General features: G+C 50.2%; 10 protein-coding genes, 1 tRNA gene and 1 pseudogene. 7 read left to right on the top strand and 5 right to left on the bottom strand.

Going from position 1 to position 18,625, the window contains the following annotated elements:
- Positions 1-305: 305 nt before the first annotated feature.
- The 3 genes from E3J62_08520 to E3J62_08510 all read right to left on the bottom strand — a co-directional run bounded on the left by E3J62_08520 (position 306) and on the right by E3J62_08510 (position 6,381).
- Positions 306-2,036 carry a hypothetical protein gene (locus E3J62_08520; GenBank protein ID TET45143.1) on the bottom strand — a complete coding sequence of 577 codons (1,731 nt, stop codon included), beginning with the start codon at positions 2,034-2,036 and terminating at the stop codon, positions 306-308.
- A 39-nt stretch (positions 2,037-2,075) separates the two neighbouring features.
- A complete protein-coding gene (locus tag E3J62_08515; GenBank protein ID TET45142.1) occupies positions 2,076-4,469 on the bottom strand; it encodes a hypothetical protein in 2,394 nt (797 codons plus the stop codon).
- Positions 4,470-4,731: 262 nt separating this feature from the next.
- Positions 4,732-6,381, bottom strand: coding sequence for a hypothetical protein (locus tag E3J62_08510; protein ID TET45141.1), 1,650 nt, complete (start codon positions 6,379-6,381; stop codon positions 4,732-4,734).
- 278 nt (positions 6,382-6,659) lie between these two features.
- Between E3J62_08510 and E3J62_08505 the strand changes: the two genes are divergently transcribed.
- The 7 genes from E3J62_08505 (at position 6,660) to E3J62_08475 (ending at position 16,006) form a co-directional block, all read left to right on the top strand.
- Complete coding sequence (locus E3J62_08505; GenBank protein TET45140.1) at positions 6,660-8,183, top strand: hypothetical protein; 1,524 nt, start codon at positions 6,660-6,662, stop codon at positions 8,181-8,183.
- 279 nt (positions 8,184-8,462) lie between these two features.
- Positions 8,463-9,089, top strand: a complete 627-nt coding sequence (locus E3J62_08500; GenBank protein TET45139.1) for a class I SAM-dependent methyltransferase — start codon at positions 8,463-8,465, stop codon at positions 9,087-9,089.
- Positions 9,079-9,948 (top strand): glycosyltransferase family 2 protein, encoded by an 870-nt coding sequence (locus tag E3J62_08495; protein TET45138.1) that lies wholly within the window; start codon positions 9,079-9,081, stop codon positions 9,946-9,948. Before E3J62_08500 ends, E3J62_08495 begins: the two co-directional genes overlap by 11 nt.
- Positions 9,949-10,255: 307 nt before the next feature.
- A complete protein-coding gene (locus tag E3J62_08490; GenBank protein TET45137.1) occupies positions 10,256-10,879 on the top strand; it encodes a four helix bundle protein in 624 nt (207 codons plus the stop codon).
- 173 nt (positions 10,880-11,052) lie between these two features.
- Positions 11,053-12,531 carry a serine protease gene (locus E3J62_08485; protein ID TET45136.1) on the top strand — a complete coding sequence of 493 codons (1,479 nt, stop codon included), beginning with the start codon at positions 11,053-11,055 and terminating at the stop codon, positions 12,529-12,531.
- Positions 12,532-13,040: 509 nt separating this feature from the next.
- Positions 13,041-15,749, top strand: a complete 2,709-nt coding sequence (locus tag E3J62_08480; GenBank protein ID TET45135.1) for a T9SS type A sorting domain-containing protein — start codon at positions 13,041-13,043, stop codon at positions 15,747-15,749.
- Between the two features lie 179 nt (positions 15,750-15,928).
- A tRNA-Arg gene (locus E3J62_08475) sits at positions 15,929-16,006 on the top strand.
- A gap of 527 nt (positions 16,007-16,533) precedes the next feature.
- Here the strand turns inward: E3J62_08475 and E3J62_08470 are convergent.
- The gene (locus tag E3J62_08470) at positions 16,534-17,046 is read right to left on the bottom strand and encodes a hypothetical protein (protein TET45134.1); all 513 of its coding nucleotides are present in this window, start codon (positions 17,044-17,046) and stop codon (positions 16,534-16,536) included.
- A gap of 342 nt (positions 17,047-17,388) precedes the next feature.
- Positions 17,389-18,588: pseudogene (locus E3J62_08465) on the bottom strand (hypothetical protein).
- Positions 18,589-18,625 lie beyond the last annotated feature (37 nt).

Raw genomic sequence — 18,625 nt, 5'->3', positions numbered from 1 at the left:
TATACCAGACAGCTTGGCCGCTGTAAAGCCTGAATCCAATACTCAAACATCTCCCCGTACCCATCGACACGAGGCGTGATCCTTCGACTATTATACAGGGCAGGCGGGATCCAGCAGCACACACCCACATATGGACGTATGTGCACATGCGCACGTGGTGATTGGGGCCTCTTGGTCTCCCCAAATCGTGTTGACATTTTCGTACCTCAATCCCAGTTTTCATTCACAACACTCTTTGCTCAACATCTTGAAGAGGGTTCTTAGTTCTAAGATCTACGTTCTACGATAGTCGCGGATCAGGTATGCTATTTTGAGCCCCCTGCATCCATTTGTTCGATCTTCTTCAATCTTTCACGCCATGATGCCTCTATTCTCGCGATTTCATCTGCAGTCAATTCTGGATGTCTTTCTGCTACGCGAGGATCTCCAGCGATCATTGTCACGTTGGGACGATAGCTTTCAGCGTATCCATCTGGAGGACGGCGGCTGTGCGCCATCATTCGGGAACGACCCTCAGGAGTCGGTCCTCTAGCAATCATGTAATCATTCAGTCCAAACATATCAATGATATTGACATTCGGCAGCGTCCAAGACGGTACTCCTACACAATACACTGCATAAACTGGAAATCCTGCACGAGGGATCCTCATGCCATCGGCCCGTGACGGATAGTCGCGTACTTGTGTTTGCCAAAAAATCTTGTGCTCTTGGTGACGCATACCAACGTGATGTTGAATAAGCCACGACTGGGCTCTATCGAAAAGTTCAGCGTACGGTCTAAAAGGAGCTGGCCAAGTAGGTGAGATCGAAGCGATCATAATATGCGTCTCTTCTCTTGTGTTGAGGTCTTTGGTCAATACCCAATGAGTCCACTGAACAGGCATTGAGAGAAGGACAAATCCCAGCATCAAGCTAAGAGCCACTACAGGACGTGGCTTCAGCTTGCTTAACGACCACAAGACAGCGAGAAAAGAGAGAGGGATGAGTTGGTTGTAGACTCGATACTCAAAATGATCACCACCCACCACAAACGTATAGTAACCGAGATGTCCCAGTATCACGGCAATTGCCAGGAATTGAACTCGGTAGGCAACCAGAGGTTCTTTCAACACCTGCACACGTCCACCTCGCGCTGAAAACAGACCGGCCCAGATTTTCATCCTGGGCATAATCCTTACAAATGCCCAGCATATGATGCCGGCAGCAAACCATAAGCCGTATTCCAGTGTGAAGCTGAGGGCGTACAAGACCCCACTTTTCGGCCAAGCACCTATTACCTTGGCGTAATACGTATTGGGAAGCCACTCCCCGTAGAACGACAGCCTCCATACTTGGTGAGCAACTACGATGAATAACGGCAATAACCCATAACTCAAGAGCTTGCGAGCACCTCTCCTGTCCGGCGCACCAAAGAACTCTATGAATGCAATTACCAACATGACAGCACAGAATAGCAATCCGTCTGGACGAGTTAGAGCGAGCGCCGCGGATACGAGCGACGCTGAGCCAACTCGCAACGCCGGTGAACGCACAAAGAAAAGGGCAAACACCCAGAGTATCAGGAAACAGTTGAACATCGCTGTCTCCAGACCCGAGCTTGTCCATGCCAAGAAGGTCCGGTTCAGAAGAAGGTACACAAGCAGGAGGACAACGAACGCTATCCTCCACTTCTTCAGGGGATTGCGCCATCGAATCTTCATGATCATCACTGCGGTAAGCACCAATGTCGCATACGAGAAGATAAGGGAAATGAAATTGGCGCTCTGCGGTGGCTCCTGACCGGTCGTCCTCCAGACTAGGTCGAGCAAGACCACCCATAGAAAGCTTGTATATCCTTCCACGGGCTGAAAAGGTGGAGGATTCCATACGTACCCGTATCTTAGGAGGCTGTTGCTCACATATCTGAACGCGATATAGGCATCATCTGTGAGAAACCAAAAAAACTTCCACCCAACGAAGATGCCAATGGCTCCCAACATCATAAGAATGACAAAGATGAGGCGTTCCGTATTAGGTTGTCCAAATCTTCGTTTCATAGCTCTGTCTTCATCCTATTGTTAGACATTCGATTTTCATCAGACCTCTTTCTTGCGATAGGTGGACAGAAGGGCCGCAAAATAGCATATTCCACCAAGGACTAGAGTAAGCATGTAACCGGAAGTCATGGCAACAGTCATAGCCAGAACTGATCCCATCACTGATGCGCCCCCGTTCAATGCCCAGACCCATGGGATAGAGTCTCTATGTTCACGACTGACTAACCGGATTCCCGATGGGAAAGCAGTTCCCATGAAGAGAGCCGGTAACCCCACCAGAACCACAAACAAGAGTATCCTGATTGACAATGGAAAACCTATTGTTTGTCGCGTCAGCCAATCTGAGGCTATTGTCACAATTCCAATGACTAGCACTATCACGAGAAGACACACACGGACGGCACCGAGCAGGCTTGCCTCCCTGAACTTCCGGCTCCAATAGCTGCCGCATCCTGCAAAAGTCAGCATCGAAAACAGCACGAGTGAAAGGCTTAATGTAGGATGCCCCAGATATAATGAACCTTTCTGGAGAAAGGGTATTTCCACAAACATGAATCCAATACCGAGAAGAACGAAATAGATACCCCAAAGCCTGGGTAGACTTTCTACTTTCCGTGATAGGATCAACGGCAAGATGTAGAACAACAGCACCAATATTGATGAAAGCGCAAGAAGAAGCAGTAAAACCAACGGCGCATAGTAATTGAATTCTTGCCCTACGATGTCACGTTCTGAAAGAAGATCAAAAGCCCGCGAAAAGTACATCATTTGGAAGAAAAACGGTTTGTTGTCTGTAGATGGACTCAGATCATAGTACTTGTCGCTTACGTATGCTTCGAGCGGTATCGTGGTGAGTGCCTCAGCAAACTCATGGTCCCCCTTGAGTCCTTCAAGGTAAATTATCTCAAAGTCCAGATCGTCTGCGGCTTTCTTAATTCTTTCAATATCCGATCGCGTGAATGCGGTCCTTTTGATTAGAATTGTGGCTAATCCTGTTTCCCAACCCGTCGAGACGACTGCTATATTTTGCTCCGGATGTGCTATTCCTTTCATCTCAAGAGCTTTTCTAGCGATGATGGCCACTCGGATCGATTGATTCCTTGGCATGAATAGATATCGTGTGATAGAAAGCATACCATCTTGGTTCAGTCGATCAAGGTAGTCTGAAAAGGCCTCAACAGTATATAGGTTGTTTTCTGCAAGAGAGAACGCACCCGCGACAGTAGCAGCCCAGCTATCTATCAAAGATATCTGAACGACATCGAAACTCTGATCCTGGCTTCTTATGAAATTTCTGCCTTCGGCAATTTCGACATCGATTCCTGGTAACCCGAAAATGTTTCCTGCAAACTCTTTGAACCTGCCTTTCACCAAGTTGATAATAACTGGGTTAATATCACAAGCTTTGATGCTGGGAACCCCAAAGGAAAGTGCTGTCAAGACGTCCCGTCCACCACCGCATCCAATGATAAAAGTATTCTTGGTTTGGGGTCGAACATGGTAGACAAAAGAAGTAACATCATATTCCAAGAATTCGAGTTCTGAAATATCCCCTGTGAAATGTGTTATTGGTGTTCCCGCACAAGCATCCTGCTCAATCCAAAGCTGCTTAACGGGCTTTTCAGGCTTGAATTTCTTACTCATGCCCCAACCGAAAGGGTTTTCAGGATCAGCTCTCCAGAAGATCGTTGGATATACAGTTATCCGCGCCAGAGGCGACCACTTCTCGAAGATCAGATCATCTCGTTCCACATACGTTTTGGTATATTTGATAGAAAAAGTGTCCGTCATGACGTTTATACAGAAGAGGCAAATTGTCAACAGCATCGCTATTCCAATCCTGAGTCTGAGTTCAGAACGATTACCCAGTCCGGAGAAGAAGAAAGAAGCTATCAGAGCGAGCAGAGCACCAATGATGACAACGGAGGGACCCGAGACTAGTGTGATTGCAAGGATGAAAACTATACAACCTGCTCCAGAACCAACCAGATCTGCGAAATAGATTTTCGGCGTGTCTTTTGCATAGCTATACATCGCAAGTGAAAGAATGAGTCCCACGAGAAAGAAAGGGATAGAACAGACTATATAGGTAATTATCAACCTGACTGATAGTCGGATTGAAGGAGGGACACCAAGTACGAAAGAAAGGCAGACAATCATGCTCAAGAATTGGAGTGAAGCCAAGTGCTTCAATACCTCGGGAAAATGCTTTGAAAAGAATGACCGCTTGAAGAACGCTGCAAGCCCCCCAGCACCAAGCCCAAATAAAGCAAAAGAAACAGCCAAATATGCAAAGTGATACCACAAGGTGACAGAAAAGATTTTGGTCAGGGAGATTTCAAACATTATGGCAGAAAGACTTGTAAAAAATATCCCAAGATAAAAAGATACTGTCGTCTTCTGAGGTATCGTGTGCTCTGATTTCAAATTCAAAGAAACGCCTCCTTCACCAATATTGTCTAATAGTGCTTATTATAAGACGCTTGCAGATTCTCCTTAGAAATCGTCAAGAGGGCAAGATAGTCAGGATATTGTACCACTCGTATCCTTAATATATCCGCGTAAACCATATCCTTACCACAAGGTGTCGTCCCTGGTTACTGATCTGCTTGGCCAAACATATGTGCCGGCTCTCCCGTTCCGCATGGGCTCTGCCATTGCTTCGATACCACGCTAACGAGTTCTGGCGAGTTAGTTAAGGCGCACCGTCCCGGCGATGGGTTTCGCTCAGCCTAAGGAGGTACCATCCTCCGCCTTCTCGATTGAGAAGTCGGCTTGCAAGGATCTCTATCTCAATGGTGTGACGTCGCTCCCACAGTCTTGTTATGTAAGTATCTGCCCATTCGTCAACTTCAGGCGGCGTTTCACCAAGGAGAAGGTCGGGGGATCTTGGTAGATATATAGCAAGCCATGGTCTGGATCGCTCAAGTATGTAGTCGAGTTCCTTGTTTTTGCTCACATAGCTCTGGAAGTAGTCATTTGAGCCGATAACGCCGTCCAGTGCAGTGACGAATCTTCCGCTGAACTGGGCAAAACAGCCTGGCCAGAAGGCGGCTATGCGCTCATTTTCGGGTACAATGCGGCGAATGTCACCCGCCAGATTCATTCTTTCAACCCAATAGGACGAAGGTCGACGGTCGGCACGAACCGCATGTGCAACTGCCACAGCTACGCTGATCAAGGCGATAGCGGTTCCTGCATACTTGCGCAAAGAACGAAATAGCGTTTTTTGCGCATCGCTTGAGTGAGTTCGTTTCGCCCAAAATGCCAGGACCATTGTGACCCAGAGCATCTCCAGGACGAAATAGTAAGCTGTGTAGGGTCGCAGCTCTCGATAAACGAACTGCATGAATAGAATATGTCCGACAATGGCAGCGGCAAGGATCTTCAGGCTGAAAGGGATGGGAGGTTCACTTCTGTCCCTCCAGACAACCACCTGGCTGATGGTTAACGCAGCAGCCGCAAATGTAAGACTTACGAAAACAGACAAGCGCTCCAGTAAAGGGAGGAATCTTGCGAAGGCGATGAAGAGGCCCTGCCACTCTCTGGAATGAAGGTAGCTCTGCAGGTCTGGGTAGAAGGAAGTCAAGTAGAAGAGCTTCACCCGACCACTGATGGGCATCAGACTGCCCTGGCCAATGTAGTTGGACAGGAGGTAGGGGAGGACCAAAATGAGGACTATGATAGAATAGGGAATCCATTTTCGACGGAGGTCTCCCCGGGCTACGGCCAGCCATCCCCCAACAGCCAGAGGAATCCAGAAAAGGTCGGTCCTGGCGAAAAAACATAGTGAGGAGAAGATTGCAAGACCTGTGATGGCCAGTGTCAACTGCCTCGGTGAAGATTTGCTGGGGTTCCTTGCGACACGGTCTATCATAAAAAGAGTGAGAAGGACAACAAGAATGGTCAGTGGTGTTTCAAGTCCATTTACTACAAATGACTGAAATCTTACATTAAGCAGTGTAAGTCCTGCCACGATGAGGGCAGACAAACACATGGTATAGGGGGCCCCTCGGGCAACAAACCATGTGGCAGCAAAAGCCAATGCAACGTAGCAAACCCACGAAGAGGCACTGATGAGGGTGACTCCATCAACGTTCGGAAACAACTTCGCAAGTACAATCTGGACGAACATCCAGAGGGGTTGCACACCGTTTGTTGACATCTCGCCGTCAAGAGTGAGAAAGCCAAATTCGTGAAAGTTTCGTGCAAGGACGCTGTAGAAGAAGGCATCATCACTGAAAAAGAAATGAGCAACCATCTTCTCTGGGGACCATCTGAGGTAGTGGATGAGTAGGGTTCCAGCAAGGGCTGCGCACCCCGCCGATAACAAGAATCTCAGCAAACTTTTGGCTCGCCCACTCATAGGCATACCAGAATTCTGCCACTACGATTCGTTCTGTGAGTCAAATACATCCGCGTAAAAGGGGTGGTTCTGCCTCCAGAGGATAATCGATTCTTCTTCCTGGTGCAACTCCGAAAATCCGGACATGGCGTTTCGGGAACAAGTAAGAGTGGTTGAAAACCGCCTAATTATCCATTATTATCTTGCTTGTTTGCAGCACATTTACATAGTTTGACATCGCGAGAAGAACCGCTGGGCTTCTTTTGTGAGGTAGTGCCATCGTCAAGAACTCAAGAAAAATCCTGAGTTCCTCCGTAGTGCAGGTGCTGAATTACTTCGTTGGCGTAGTAGTCGCTCTGCTTCTTACTCCCTTCTTGATAGGGAAGCTCGGTGACTACTACTATGGCATCTGGATTCTCATCAGCACCATAGTCGGATACTTCGCCCTGTCCGAGTTCGGAGTGGGTTCCGCCTTACAGAACCACCTGTCCATCTGCTTGGGGAAGAACGATCCAGATGAATACAGAATCATCTTCTCAAACGGCTTCTTTCTTTACTTCCTTATCAGTGCCGTAGTCTTCTTTCTGGTAGCCATCTCATTACTGACAGTCTTGCTGCTGGAATCCAGGTTCGCTGAATCCCATCTTATTGCGGGTGTTATGGTCATTATTGGATTGAACCTGTCGATCTCTTTCGTCTTCTACCCCTATGTCGCGGTTCTGAAATCTCACATACGCCTCGATGTTGTGGCCTGGGTAGAGGTCCTTAAGATACTGATGACAGCTGCACTGATGGTCGTAGTACTCACTCTGGGCTATGGGCTTAGGACATTAGCGCTGGTTACCCTTGTGGCGAGTTTATGTTCAAATTTTGTCTTTTTGAGTGCGGCCAGGAGAGTAGTGCCCCGTTTGGGGTTTCAGCGAGGCCATCTGGACAGAAATGAGCTCAAGAGTCTACTCGTCTACAGCGGCAAGACTTTTCTCGCCCAGATAGGCGATATCCTGCGATTCAAGGTCGATGAAGTAGTGACCGCTGCGTTCATATCTGTCAATCATGTCACACACTACGCCGTCGCGAACAAACTGGCGACCATGTCCAATAAGCCGTCTCTGAGGTTCCTCGGCATACTCTCCCCGTTGCTGGCGCAATATGTAGGCCGTGAAGACGCACAGAAACTGAAAGAACGCTTCTTGCTCGGAGTAAAGGTTACGGGTGCTTTTTCTGTCTTTGTCTATTCGGGTCTCATCATCCTTGGAGCACCGTTCATCCGCAGGTGGCTGGGACCAAGCTACATCGACTCTTATGCGCCTTTGGTAATCCTCGGTGGAGCGTTTCTCATGATAAGAACCCAATCGACCGCCATCAGTTTGATGTATGCGAAGGCGCGGCATCATTATTATGCTTTCATGAATCTTTCTGAAGGTGTTGCCAATCTCGGACTCTCTATACTATTCGTGAAGTACTTCGGCTTGGGCATAAATGGCGTCGCTCTGGGCACCTTGATTCCGACTATAATAACCAGACTGTTCATCCAGCCCGTGATAGCTGCGAAACTGGTGAAGATGGCTGTAATCGACTACTATGCGCTCGTACTTCGTATCTTCCTCCTGGGAGCCTTGATCTATGGACTGGCGTTTCTCGCGCGGTCGGTACTTGCTCTGACAATGTACTGGCAACTGGGAATTGCGTTTGCTATCCTATCAGGTCTCTTTCTTGTCCATGTCGGTCTCCTGCTTAACAGAGAGGAGAGAACCCTTGTGAGCAAGTCGATTCGGGAGTGGTATAGATCGAGGGCAGAGTAGCCAGATATCGGAGAGTACGGGGACCGCAGAATCAGCTGGAAGGAGCTATTTGCGTATCGTGGAGACGAGAGCTTTCAGTTCGCCACCACCTCTTCTCTGGAGAGAGATGTTGGAGCTCGGTGGAGCGCGCAGGGAGCCGAAAACATGCTCTGGGTTGTTTTCACCAGACGGTTCCGACACAGAAATCAAGCTCTCAGAGACAAAGACTACTGAATCCAGGTTAGGCAAAAAGTGAAAAACTCACGCGTAATTTTTGCTATCAAACTATTGCGGCGCCAGTTGCTTAGGATAAAGAACCGCGGTCGCCGGTTCATCTTGAACCTGCTGACCAAACCGAAGTCGAGGAAAAAGCTGCGCCGCATGTATTGGAATCTGAGGGCTCACGATATCTATGAAGAGTGGGGTGAAGGTACTGAAGACTATGATGTCATCAGGCATGTTATCAGCAAGGTGAGACCGAAAAGACTATTGGATATCGGATGTGGTAATGGTAGGTGTTTTCCCCTTTATGACGAAATGGAAGTCCCTGAGGTGTGTGGACAGGAAATCTCATCGAAAGCTCTGGCAATATGCAGGAAGAGGTTTCCTAGAAAAAAGTTCGCGTTGATTAACCAAGACATCGTAAAGCTCGACATTCCAGACAGGTATTTTGATCTGATACTCTCAACCAGGGTTCTCGCAGCCGTTCTTCCCGAAGACGTTGCTGGGGTCGTCAGAAAGCTCTGTTGCATGGGTCGTTACATCTACTTGAACGAAATGACTGACTCAGATTTTGCCGGATCCTCCGACTACTGGTTTCTGCATCAGTACGACTCTTTAATGGCGCAGAATGGCTTCTCTGTTTTGGAGAGTGGAAGGATCGGCAAACAGATGTGGGTTTTGTACAAGGTGAGTGATGATGCCTGAGGTCTCCATTATCATTCCAACATACAGACGTATTACTATCTTAAGGAAGGCTCTCAATAGTGTCCTGCAGCAAACATACCAGGATTTCGAGGCAATAGTCATGGACGACCACTCCGAGGATGAAGGAAGGACGAAACGAGTGGTGGATTCCTTGGGGGACGACCGCTTTAGATATGTCTATCTCGATGAGAAGAAAGGACCTGCCGGCGCAAGGAATGCCGCTCTGCCGTTTTGCCGGGGGAAGTATATCTCCTTTCTTGACAGCGATGACCTCCTGAGACCGCAGAAGCTCGAAAAACAGGTAGAGATTCTTGAAAGAGAGCCGGATGTAGGTATGGTCTATTCAGATGAATATGTTATGAGCATTGACGGTCGGCTGTCTCCCGAACCGGTGAGAGTTCACCGTGTGCCACCATTGCCATCGGGCCGTATCGCGAGAGATTTCTTTAGTGAGAGTTTCATCGGTATAGACACTGTCACGCTGAGGAAATCTATCTTCATAGAGATGAAGGGATTTGACGAGAAGATGATAAGGAACCACGACGACGACCTCTGGTTTCGGCTTATGCTCAAATACAAGGTTGTATGTTCCAACTATCCCGCCGCAATACGGAGACAGCATCCTGGCAACATAAGCCTTGACCGCACCAAGATGGTCTATTATCAGCTTCAGTGTATTATCAAATATATACGTATCTACCCCGAATTCATGGATGGAAATCTGGTGATTGTGAAGCAGCGCCTGCGTTCCATCATGTTTGGTTACGTTAAGTCTCGTCTCCGGGACAAGATGCCGCCTTCCGCTAGAGTGGTGCTTGCGTACGTTGAGATACTCCTGAGGCTAAGAAACCTTGGGTGAAGGTGGTCATCAGAACCAATTCACAACTTAGAACGTACATCGCAGAACGTAGAACGAAAACCCTGCAATCCCAGACCTTGTACTTTGCCCCGACTTCGCCCTTGATGGCTCCGCCTTCGTACTCTGTGGAAGGTATTGACATCCGCCTACCGTAGTGCTATTTTGACCTGAGATCGTAGATCTGAGCTTGTGAAAATCATGTGCGTGCTATTGGGCAATAAGCTACAACAACTCCACGGATAGCGCAAGAATGTCAAGGCCGGACCCCAACGGCCTGTCCAGGCGGGCGGAATCCACAAGGAGGATGATGGCAGAGGAGGAAAAAAGAGAAATAGGCCTACCTGACAAGTGGAATAGGGATAGCAACGGAAGACCAAGGCTCATTGATCCCCATGGGGGCTACCGCAACCTCAAGTCCTATCAGACAGCAGAAATCATCTACGACGCGACTGTGGTGTTCTGCGACCACTTCATTGAACGGCGTTCACGCACGCGTGATCAGATGGTTCAGGCGGCGCGGAGCGGCAAACAGAATATTGCTGAAGGTAGCGTCGCATCGGGCACATCGAAGAAGACCGAACTGAGGTTGACTAGCGTAGCCCGTGCCAGCCTTGAAGAGCTGCTCCTTGACTACGAGGACTTTCTGCGTCAAAGGGGGCTGGCGCTCTGGGACAAAAACCACCCGAAGGCCCGAGCAATTCGGAAACTGGCTTACAGGCAGAATAGGTCCTATGAAACTTATAGGACCTATATTGAAAACAGTCCCGAAACCGTTGCCAACACGCTTATCTGCCTGATCCACCAAGCCAACTACCTGCTTGACCAGCAGGTGCGCCAACTCGAGCAGCGATTCCTCGATGAAGGCGGTTTCACGGAAAAACTGTACCGAACGCGCCAGACCAGCAGAAGGCGACGCCCACATGACGAATGAAGCTCTGGAAAAAGTACGTTCACACGTGCGCATATGCGCACGTGCGCACATAGTATTCCCTGTCTGTGCTGGTTTTTTGGAACCTGACTCCCAAATCTGCTTCTGAGCGCTTTCGCGGGGCCGTCCTATTGACTTTTGGGGCAAGAGGGCACAGATTATAAGGGGGGGGATCTATGACAGGGAAAGGCAAAAGCGCGCCCCGCGCTGTCGGATGTTTCCTGATCATTTGTATCGCCTCGGTTGTCTCCATCCCAACCGTCTCTTCGGAACTAACAGAAGGTGAGCTGACTGCGATAGCCGACCTGGTCGAGCCCGCGACTGTTTTTGTACAAACCTTGGATTGGAGAGGCAGGCTTATTCGTTGGGGAAGCGGTTTTATTGTGAACGAATATGGGGCAGTGGTTACAGCCTCGCATGTAGTTCATGACCCAAACAGGACGGTGGTCCGGACTATCTTTGGAGAAATCTATCCCATTGACGGGGTTCTTGCCGAGGATAAAGAGCGGGATGTTATACTCCTCTCGGCACCCGTACCGCGGCATGCCCTGCACCCGCTCCCACTTGCTTCTTCTCCTCCAGAGCCAGGAGAGCACGTGGTCCTCGTACAACACCCCCACGACGGGGAGCGGACTATTCTTGAGGGTATCGTAGAAGCTGCCCCAAAGATTCCTGAAAAAGGAACGGTATTGGTGATCAGGCTTCCTATCGTAGGCGGATGGAGCGGTAGCGCTGTCATAAACACGAAAGGGGAGGTTGTAGGTGTTGCAAACGACAGAATAGGAACCGGACCAAATACACTGACGGTTGCAGCTCCAGCAGCGATAGTTCCAGCGCTACTAAGTGGTGAGAACCACAGCTTCTTTCCTTGGAAATCGGATGCTTCAGACCCGCCCAATGATTCTCCAGAAGATCTATACTGGGCAGGCCGGCTCGTCCAGATATACAGGGGCCGCAGAGAGGCGCTTTCTTACTTTGAACAAGCGTTTGAGAAGGACCCGGAGTATGCAGAGGCTTATATCGAAGCTGCGTTCTGCTACGGAAAGTTGGAACGGTACGATGATGAAATCTATGCCTTAAGAGACGCCATCCGTATCATACCCTCAGACGCCGGTCTCCACTTCAGGCTGGGTTCGACCTACTGCATACTAGAGAGGCACGATGAGGCGATTGAATCGTACTTAAAGGGGACCCGTATAGATCCAGACGACATATGGGCACGCTTTCGTCTTGGGCTTATCTATGAGAGACTCAAACGCTACGAGGAAGCTGCAAGGGAGTACCGAGAGTATGTACGCCTTGCCCCAGACTATGGGTCTCCTCATGCCTCTTTAGGACGAGCCTACACCAAGCTTGGACAATACGACGATGCTGTGGAGGAATTCAAGAAAGCAATCCAAATCGATCCTGGATATGACTTCACCTACTCGTCTCTGGCTGAGGCCTACTATGGCATGGGACTCTATGGCGAGGGAATCCGAGCCCACGAGATAGCATCACGCCTGAGTCCAGAAGATGCATTCTGTCATCGTGATCTTGGGAGGGCCTACGCCAGGCTTGGAGAAGTCTGGCTTGCGGCAGAGCAGTACACAATTCTCAGAAACCTCGACAGCTCACTCGGCAAGATTATTGCTGAGTACATGTTTGACGAATAACCAACGCGACGGACAACGGGTCCATGGTGTATAACACCCCTCCTTGGCATCTTGACATTTTTGACACGCCCAAACAACCAAAATCCAGAAGCACTCTCCCACATTTGCACATTCCCGGATTTTCGCATTTTCGAATTCCCGGGATTTCGGGAATACGGGAATGGGGATGCTTGGCTCGTCATTCCTGTTCATACCTGCTCTGTCCTTTGTGGAGGGTATTGACATCCGCCAACCGCGGTGCTATCTTTCAACCGCAACACCTTAACACAAGTCATAATAACGAGATCTCAGATCGTAGATCTGCGTTTAGTTGCGCCAGTAGCTCAGTTTGGATAGAGTCTTCGATAATCTCGTACTATGATAGAGATCCTTCGCACTCGGCTCCGCCAAGCATAAACTCCGCCGGAGGGCAACGGATTTCTAATTCTAAATCGGGCGATTTGCGGAAACGACTGTCGGGTAAGCGATTCAAGTAACTCCATACGCCAATTGACGTTCCTAAGATTTGCATGGTGTCTACCGATTGCATGGTCTATACTACTTTTGACCCAAACATGGCACAAATCTGGCACACACCATTTGAACTTCAGAAATGTCAAAAAGTCAAGTGTCCTCTCCGTGTCTCAAAGATAGGAATCCCTGGCGAAGCCGGGGGCACCGTCCCCAAATCTTACAGGCGGAGGGAGCGCAAGAAGCCAAATCCAACATCCATGTCCCCTTTACAGCGAAGCGTGACATTATTCCCGGGACCCGCTGACCAGCGGAGGGCCTATGTTAGCCTACAGAAATCCTGTGTAAGTTGCTCTCATTCTATCTATCAAGATGTCCAGGACTTCAGGCGAAAACCCTTGACATACAAGGGTAAAACAGGGTATGCTCCCTCCACACGGGTGCCACAGGGCGCTATTGGCAACCTGAAAAGACACTCCAGAGGAGTTGTTAGAGGTCACCAGGAGGAGAAGAGAAAGATGAAACGCGGGAAGCTTGCATTGGCTGTCTTGGGGGTCGCTTTCTGTTCGTTGCTGGGAATACGGGGAGTCAGCCTCGGTAGACAGGGAGCGACAGACATCGTTGATGACTGCTCTTGCGGCCACCGTCACGACGGGGGTCATGTCGGAATAGGCGGTTACGCTAGAGTAGAGAGGACTGTCCTTCAGACCCCGGACAGAGATTCGAGGCCATTGCGCTCTGGAGACCTCCACCGACCTCTGTCACTCAGCGGGATGTCTGACAGCTGGGGCAGAGACTTCGTGATAGCCTTTCCGGAAAACCTGTACGACAGGGACGCGCTGATAATTGTCACTGCTGACGTCCTGACCAGCGGTATGGTGAATATACCAGGACTCAACTGGTCGCAGGATTTCACAGTGCAACCGCATAGTGCGGCAGAGATTCTAATCCCTATGGCTGCGGAGGTTCAAGGCAGCGGCATCGTCGGCAATCTGGGGATTCACGTAACGAGCGACCATGACGCTTGCGTGTATGTCGTCCACCCGGGAGCGCCCTATGGGGCCTCCTGCGATGCATATATGGCCCTGCCGTCGGATATCCTCGGAAATGAGTATATCATCCTGGGGTATCCAGAGACTGTATCCGCGAGGGGCTGGGACCCAACACTAGCACCCTCACAGTTCACCCTAGTTTGCACAGCCGACAACAGCCAGGTGACTATCACACCGTCAGCAAACACACTGGACGGCAAGCCTGCGGGGGTACCCTTCAACATCACGTTGAATAGGTTCGATACCTATCAGCTACAGGCGGGCTATCAACAGGACCTTTCTGGCAGCCAGGTTATGTCAACTAAGCCTGTTGCGGTGTTCGCTGGGTGCAAGTGCGCAGACATACCCATAGGACATTGCTGCTGTGATTTCCTCGTGGAGCAGATGACCCCGGTCGCGACTTGGGGACGGAGCTTTTTGACGTCCGTTTTCGAGCGACCTGGCTCCTCACTGGGCGACCCCTTACGAGTTTTGGGGAGTGAAGACAACACGACCGTGAGTTTCACGCCACCCGTTCCCGGGTCTCCATTCAACCTTAACAGGGCAGAGCTGGTTGAAGTCACCATAGAGGAGCCAACTGAGATCGTTGCCGACAAACCAGTGCTCGTCGCCCAGTATGCTACGGGCTACTCGTGGGCCTTTGCCCCAGGGGATCCTTTTGAGGTTCTGATCCTTCCGACGGAACAGTTTCTGGATGGCTACATCTATCTGATCCCGGCGGGGTACACGCTTGACTTCACCAGCATCGTTGTGCCAACCATAGCCATATCGTCGTTGCTCTTTGACGGGAGTCCAATAAATCCAAGCATCTTCTCGCTAATAGGCTTGACGGGTTACTCACACGGGACTGTTGAAGCGAGCGACGGATGCCACATCGTAACAGCGGACCGTCCATTTGGAATCTATGTCTACGGCTGGAACTCCTGGAGCTCCTACGGGTACCCCGGAGGGATGAGAGTGGTCACGACGACCAGCCTCATCACTGGAGGCGGGTGGATTCCCGGCAACCCACTCGGACCTGCGAACAAGCGGACTTTCGGTTTCAATGTGCACTCAGAGGGCGGTGTTACCTGGGGTCAACTCCAGTTCAACGACCACGGAATCGAGATGAAGGTCCACAGCGACACAATCCACACATTGATTGTTTATGGAGACACGACCGCAGATTTCTCTGGCGATTGTCGAGTTGACGGGATAGGTGAATACACATTCGACTGCGAGGTAGAAGACAGAGGCGAGCCAGGCCATGCGAAAGATAAATTCAGCCTATATGTCTGGGACTCGGACAGCAATCTGTACTATGCCGCAGGCGGAGTGCTAGGCGGAGGGAACATTCAGATTCACACGGCAGGAGACGGGGTATTGGCCAACTTGACTCGTACGTTTGGGGGATGCTCAGGTCCAGAGTCAGAAAACAATGGTTCGATTCAGCATGCTGACGTCGTACGCGAGAACCGAGGGGCGCTCTGGCAGAACTCACCTAACCCATTTCACAAAAAAACAGGTATCTCGTATGATCTCAGCCTTCCATCTCACGTCAAACTCGAAGTATTCGATCACGCTGGCAGACTTGTGAAGACACTTGTGGACAGGACGCAAGAGTCTGGAACATACTGCATCGATTGGCATACAAATGGTCATCCCAGTGGCATCTACTTCTACCGCCTCCAGGCAGGCGACTTCACTTACACGAAGAAGATGGTGCTACTTCGATAGCTCGAAACACTGCAATTTGCGGAAACGACTGTCGGGTAAGGAATCCCAGCAACTTCATATCCCTATTGACGTTCTCAAGATTTGCATTGTGTCTACCGATTGCATGGTCTATACTGTTTTTGACCCAAACATGGCACAAATCTGGCACAACTGAAAACTGAGTTCTTGTAAGTTCTTATGCGCCAGTAGCTCAGTTTGGATAGAGCAACGGATTTCTAATCCGTAGGTCGCAGGTTCGAATCCTGCCTGGCGTACCAAAAAGAGCCATGCCGTCGAAAGACGGCATGAGCTATTTTTGGTCCTTGAGAGGCTATGCCTCTCGAGGATACCGCTATTTCGGCCGTCCTCGGACGGCACGTGGCATTTTTGATCCCGTGGCGGTAGCCATGGGATTACCTTTTTTAAGGTTTTAAGCGCTCGCGCAGGTCGAATCTTAGAAAGAGTTAATCCTTAGGCGGCAAAGCCGACTGAGGATACCGCTATTTGGGCCGTCGAAAGACGGCATGAGCTATTTTTGGTCCCGACTACGCCCTCCGTGGCTTCGTCGGGCTAACGCCTTGAGAGACTACCTCTACGAAAAGCCAGAAGGCGGCGGACCAGGCCCGTCAGAAACTGTCAAAATGTCAAGTGTCCTCTCCGTGTCTCAAAGATAGAGATCCCTGGCGAGGCCGGGGGCACCGTCCCCAAGTATTCCCGGTATAGGTCTCGTGGGAAATGTCAAATCTTTTTGTGTCCGCGCCGGATCACCAGCGAGGGAGAGAAGCGGAAAGCCCTACCCCGGCGATCAGAATGAATAGCTCAGGTACAGGAGCCCTTGGGATGTCCCGGGCTGGGGAACTAAAGAAATGCCATACTTCTCCTTGAGGACCTGATTATACCGACCGACAGATCCTGCAAGCCTGCTGTTAGCAACGCTGTCCAAGAGGAATCCGACCCCAGTCGCACCGCAGCCCGAAAGGAACGCGGCCGTCGGAAATTCACCACCAAATGCTGCATAACCGAGGGAGTACCCCATAAGGAACCCACCCACTCCCGAGGGAACAAGGCTCGCGTAGTGGTAGAGTTTGTAGCTCCTCAGCTGTCCCGTGGCCTCCTCATCCCCAAGAGAGAGCACCATTCTCTCAACCTCGTTCTTCTCGAGCTTGTCCCCGTTGACCTTGAATGAAGGGGCAAAAAAGCCCTTGGATATCTCAATCTTCCTGAATTCTTCCTCCGTCTCTTCCGCAAGGGCCTGTACTGCAAGGAACATGAGTATCAGGATAACAGCCGTCAGGAGGTTCTTCTTCAAGTGTTCCATACTACCGCACCCTTCTTGTTTGTGGGCTATGCGCCGGCGGAATCACTGAACCACCACCATCTTCTTCGTCTCTACAAACTCGCCTGCCTTTAGCCTATAGAAATACACACCGCTGGGGTTGGTTTTTCGGTCCCAGCGAACTTGATGGATGCCAGGTCCGTGTCTCTCATTCACGAGCGTCTCAACCAACCGTCCAGTGATGTCGTAGATTTCGAGAGTGACTTCAGTGGCCTGAGGAAGAACATAGGAGATGACGGTCGAGTGGTGGAAGGGATTTGGGTGGTTCTGGAATAGTTGGAATGATCGATGGGGCACTGCGGATTTCGTGCCTGTCTCCTCAATGCCTGTCAGGCCATTCTCGTCGGTCTTGATGAGGTAGACATCACCTCCGCCAGCACCAGAAGAGTTGGTGTATCCTGCGACTACGAAGCCACTGTCTGAGGTTTGCTGCACCGAGTTGCTCCAGTCATCAGATGAGCCCCCATAGGTCACATCCCAGAGGAGATTCCCCACAGAATCTGTCTTAGCCAAGTAGACATCGTACATACCCGCACCAAAGGACTTCGTCCATCCGCCAACTATATACCCTCCGTCAAAGGTCTCCTGGACTGAATATCCGCAATCCTCGGAAGTCCCGCCGCATGTCGTATCCCATTCAATGTTTCCCAGAGAATCTATCTTGATCAGGTAAACATCGTCCCCGCCTACGCCAAAAGATGATGTGTGTCCTGCTATGATATAGCCACCATCCCTCGTCTGCCGAACGCAACAGCCTCCGTCATCGAGACTTCCTCCGTATGTTGTGTCCCACTGGACTCCTCCTAGAGAGTCTGTCTTGATGAGGTAAACATCGTCCCCGCCTACACCGAAGGATGCAGTTTGGCCCGCGATGATGTAGCCACCGTCCGTGGTCTGCTGAACATGCCAACCTCCGTCATAGAGATTTCCTCCGTATGTCGTGTCCCATTCAATGTTTCCCGAGAAGTCCGCCTTGATGAGATAAACATCAACCAAATCTGAACCAAAGGACCCTGTCTGCCCCGCAATTACATACCCACCATCGATGGTCTGTTGAACACAGTTTGCCCAATCGTCCTGGGCTCCACCATATGTCATATCCCACTCAGTGTTTCCCGATGAGTCCGTTTTCGCAAGGTAAACATCAAACAGACCTGAACCTTGGGACGATGTGACGCCTCCAACGATATATCCGTCATCAAGGGTTTGCTGAACTGAAAACCCCCAGTCATGCGAACTACCACCGCTGGTTGTATCCCAGAGAACACTACCCAGAGAGTCCGTCTTGACCAAGTAGACATCGACCAAGCCTGAGCCGAAAGACTCAGTCTGTCCTGCAATGATATACCCGCCGTCTGAGGTCTGCTGGACTGAGCGCCCAGCATCAAATTGACCACCACCATATGTTCTCTCAAAGGTAATCTGCGCCAGAAGTACACCTGGAGTGAGGAACATCACGAGGAGAACAGAAATCCGAACATATCTACAAAAGTAGGTTCCTTTCCTGATTCCTGAGCCTTTCATTCAACTACCACCATCTTCTTCGTCTCGACGAACTCGC

This window comes from candidate division TA06 bacterium (assembly GCA_004376575.1).
Classification (GTDB): domain Bacteria; phylum Hydrothermota; class DG-26; order E44-bin18; family E44-bin18; genus E44-bin18.
This window is presented reverse-complemented; position numbering and strand designations above follow the sequence as displayed.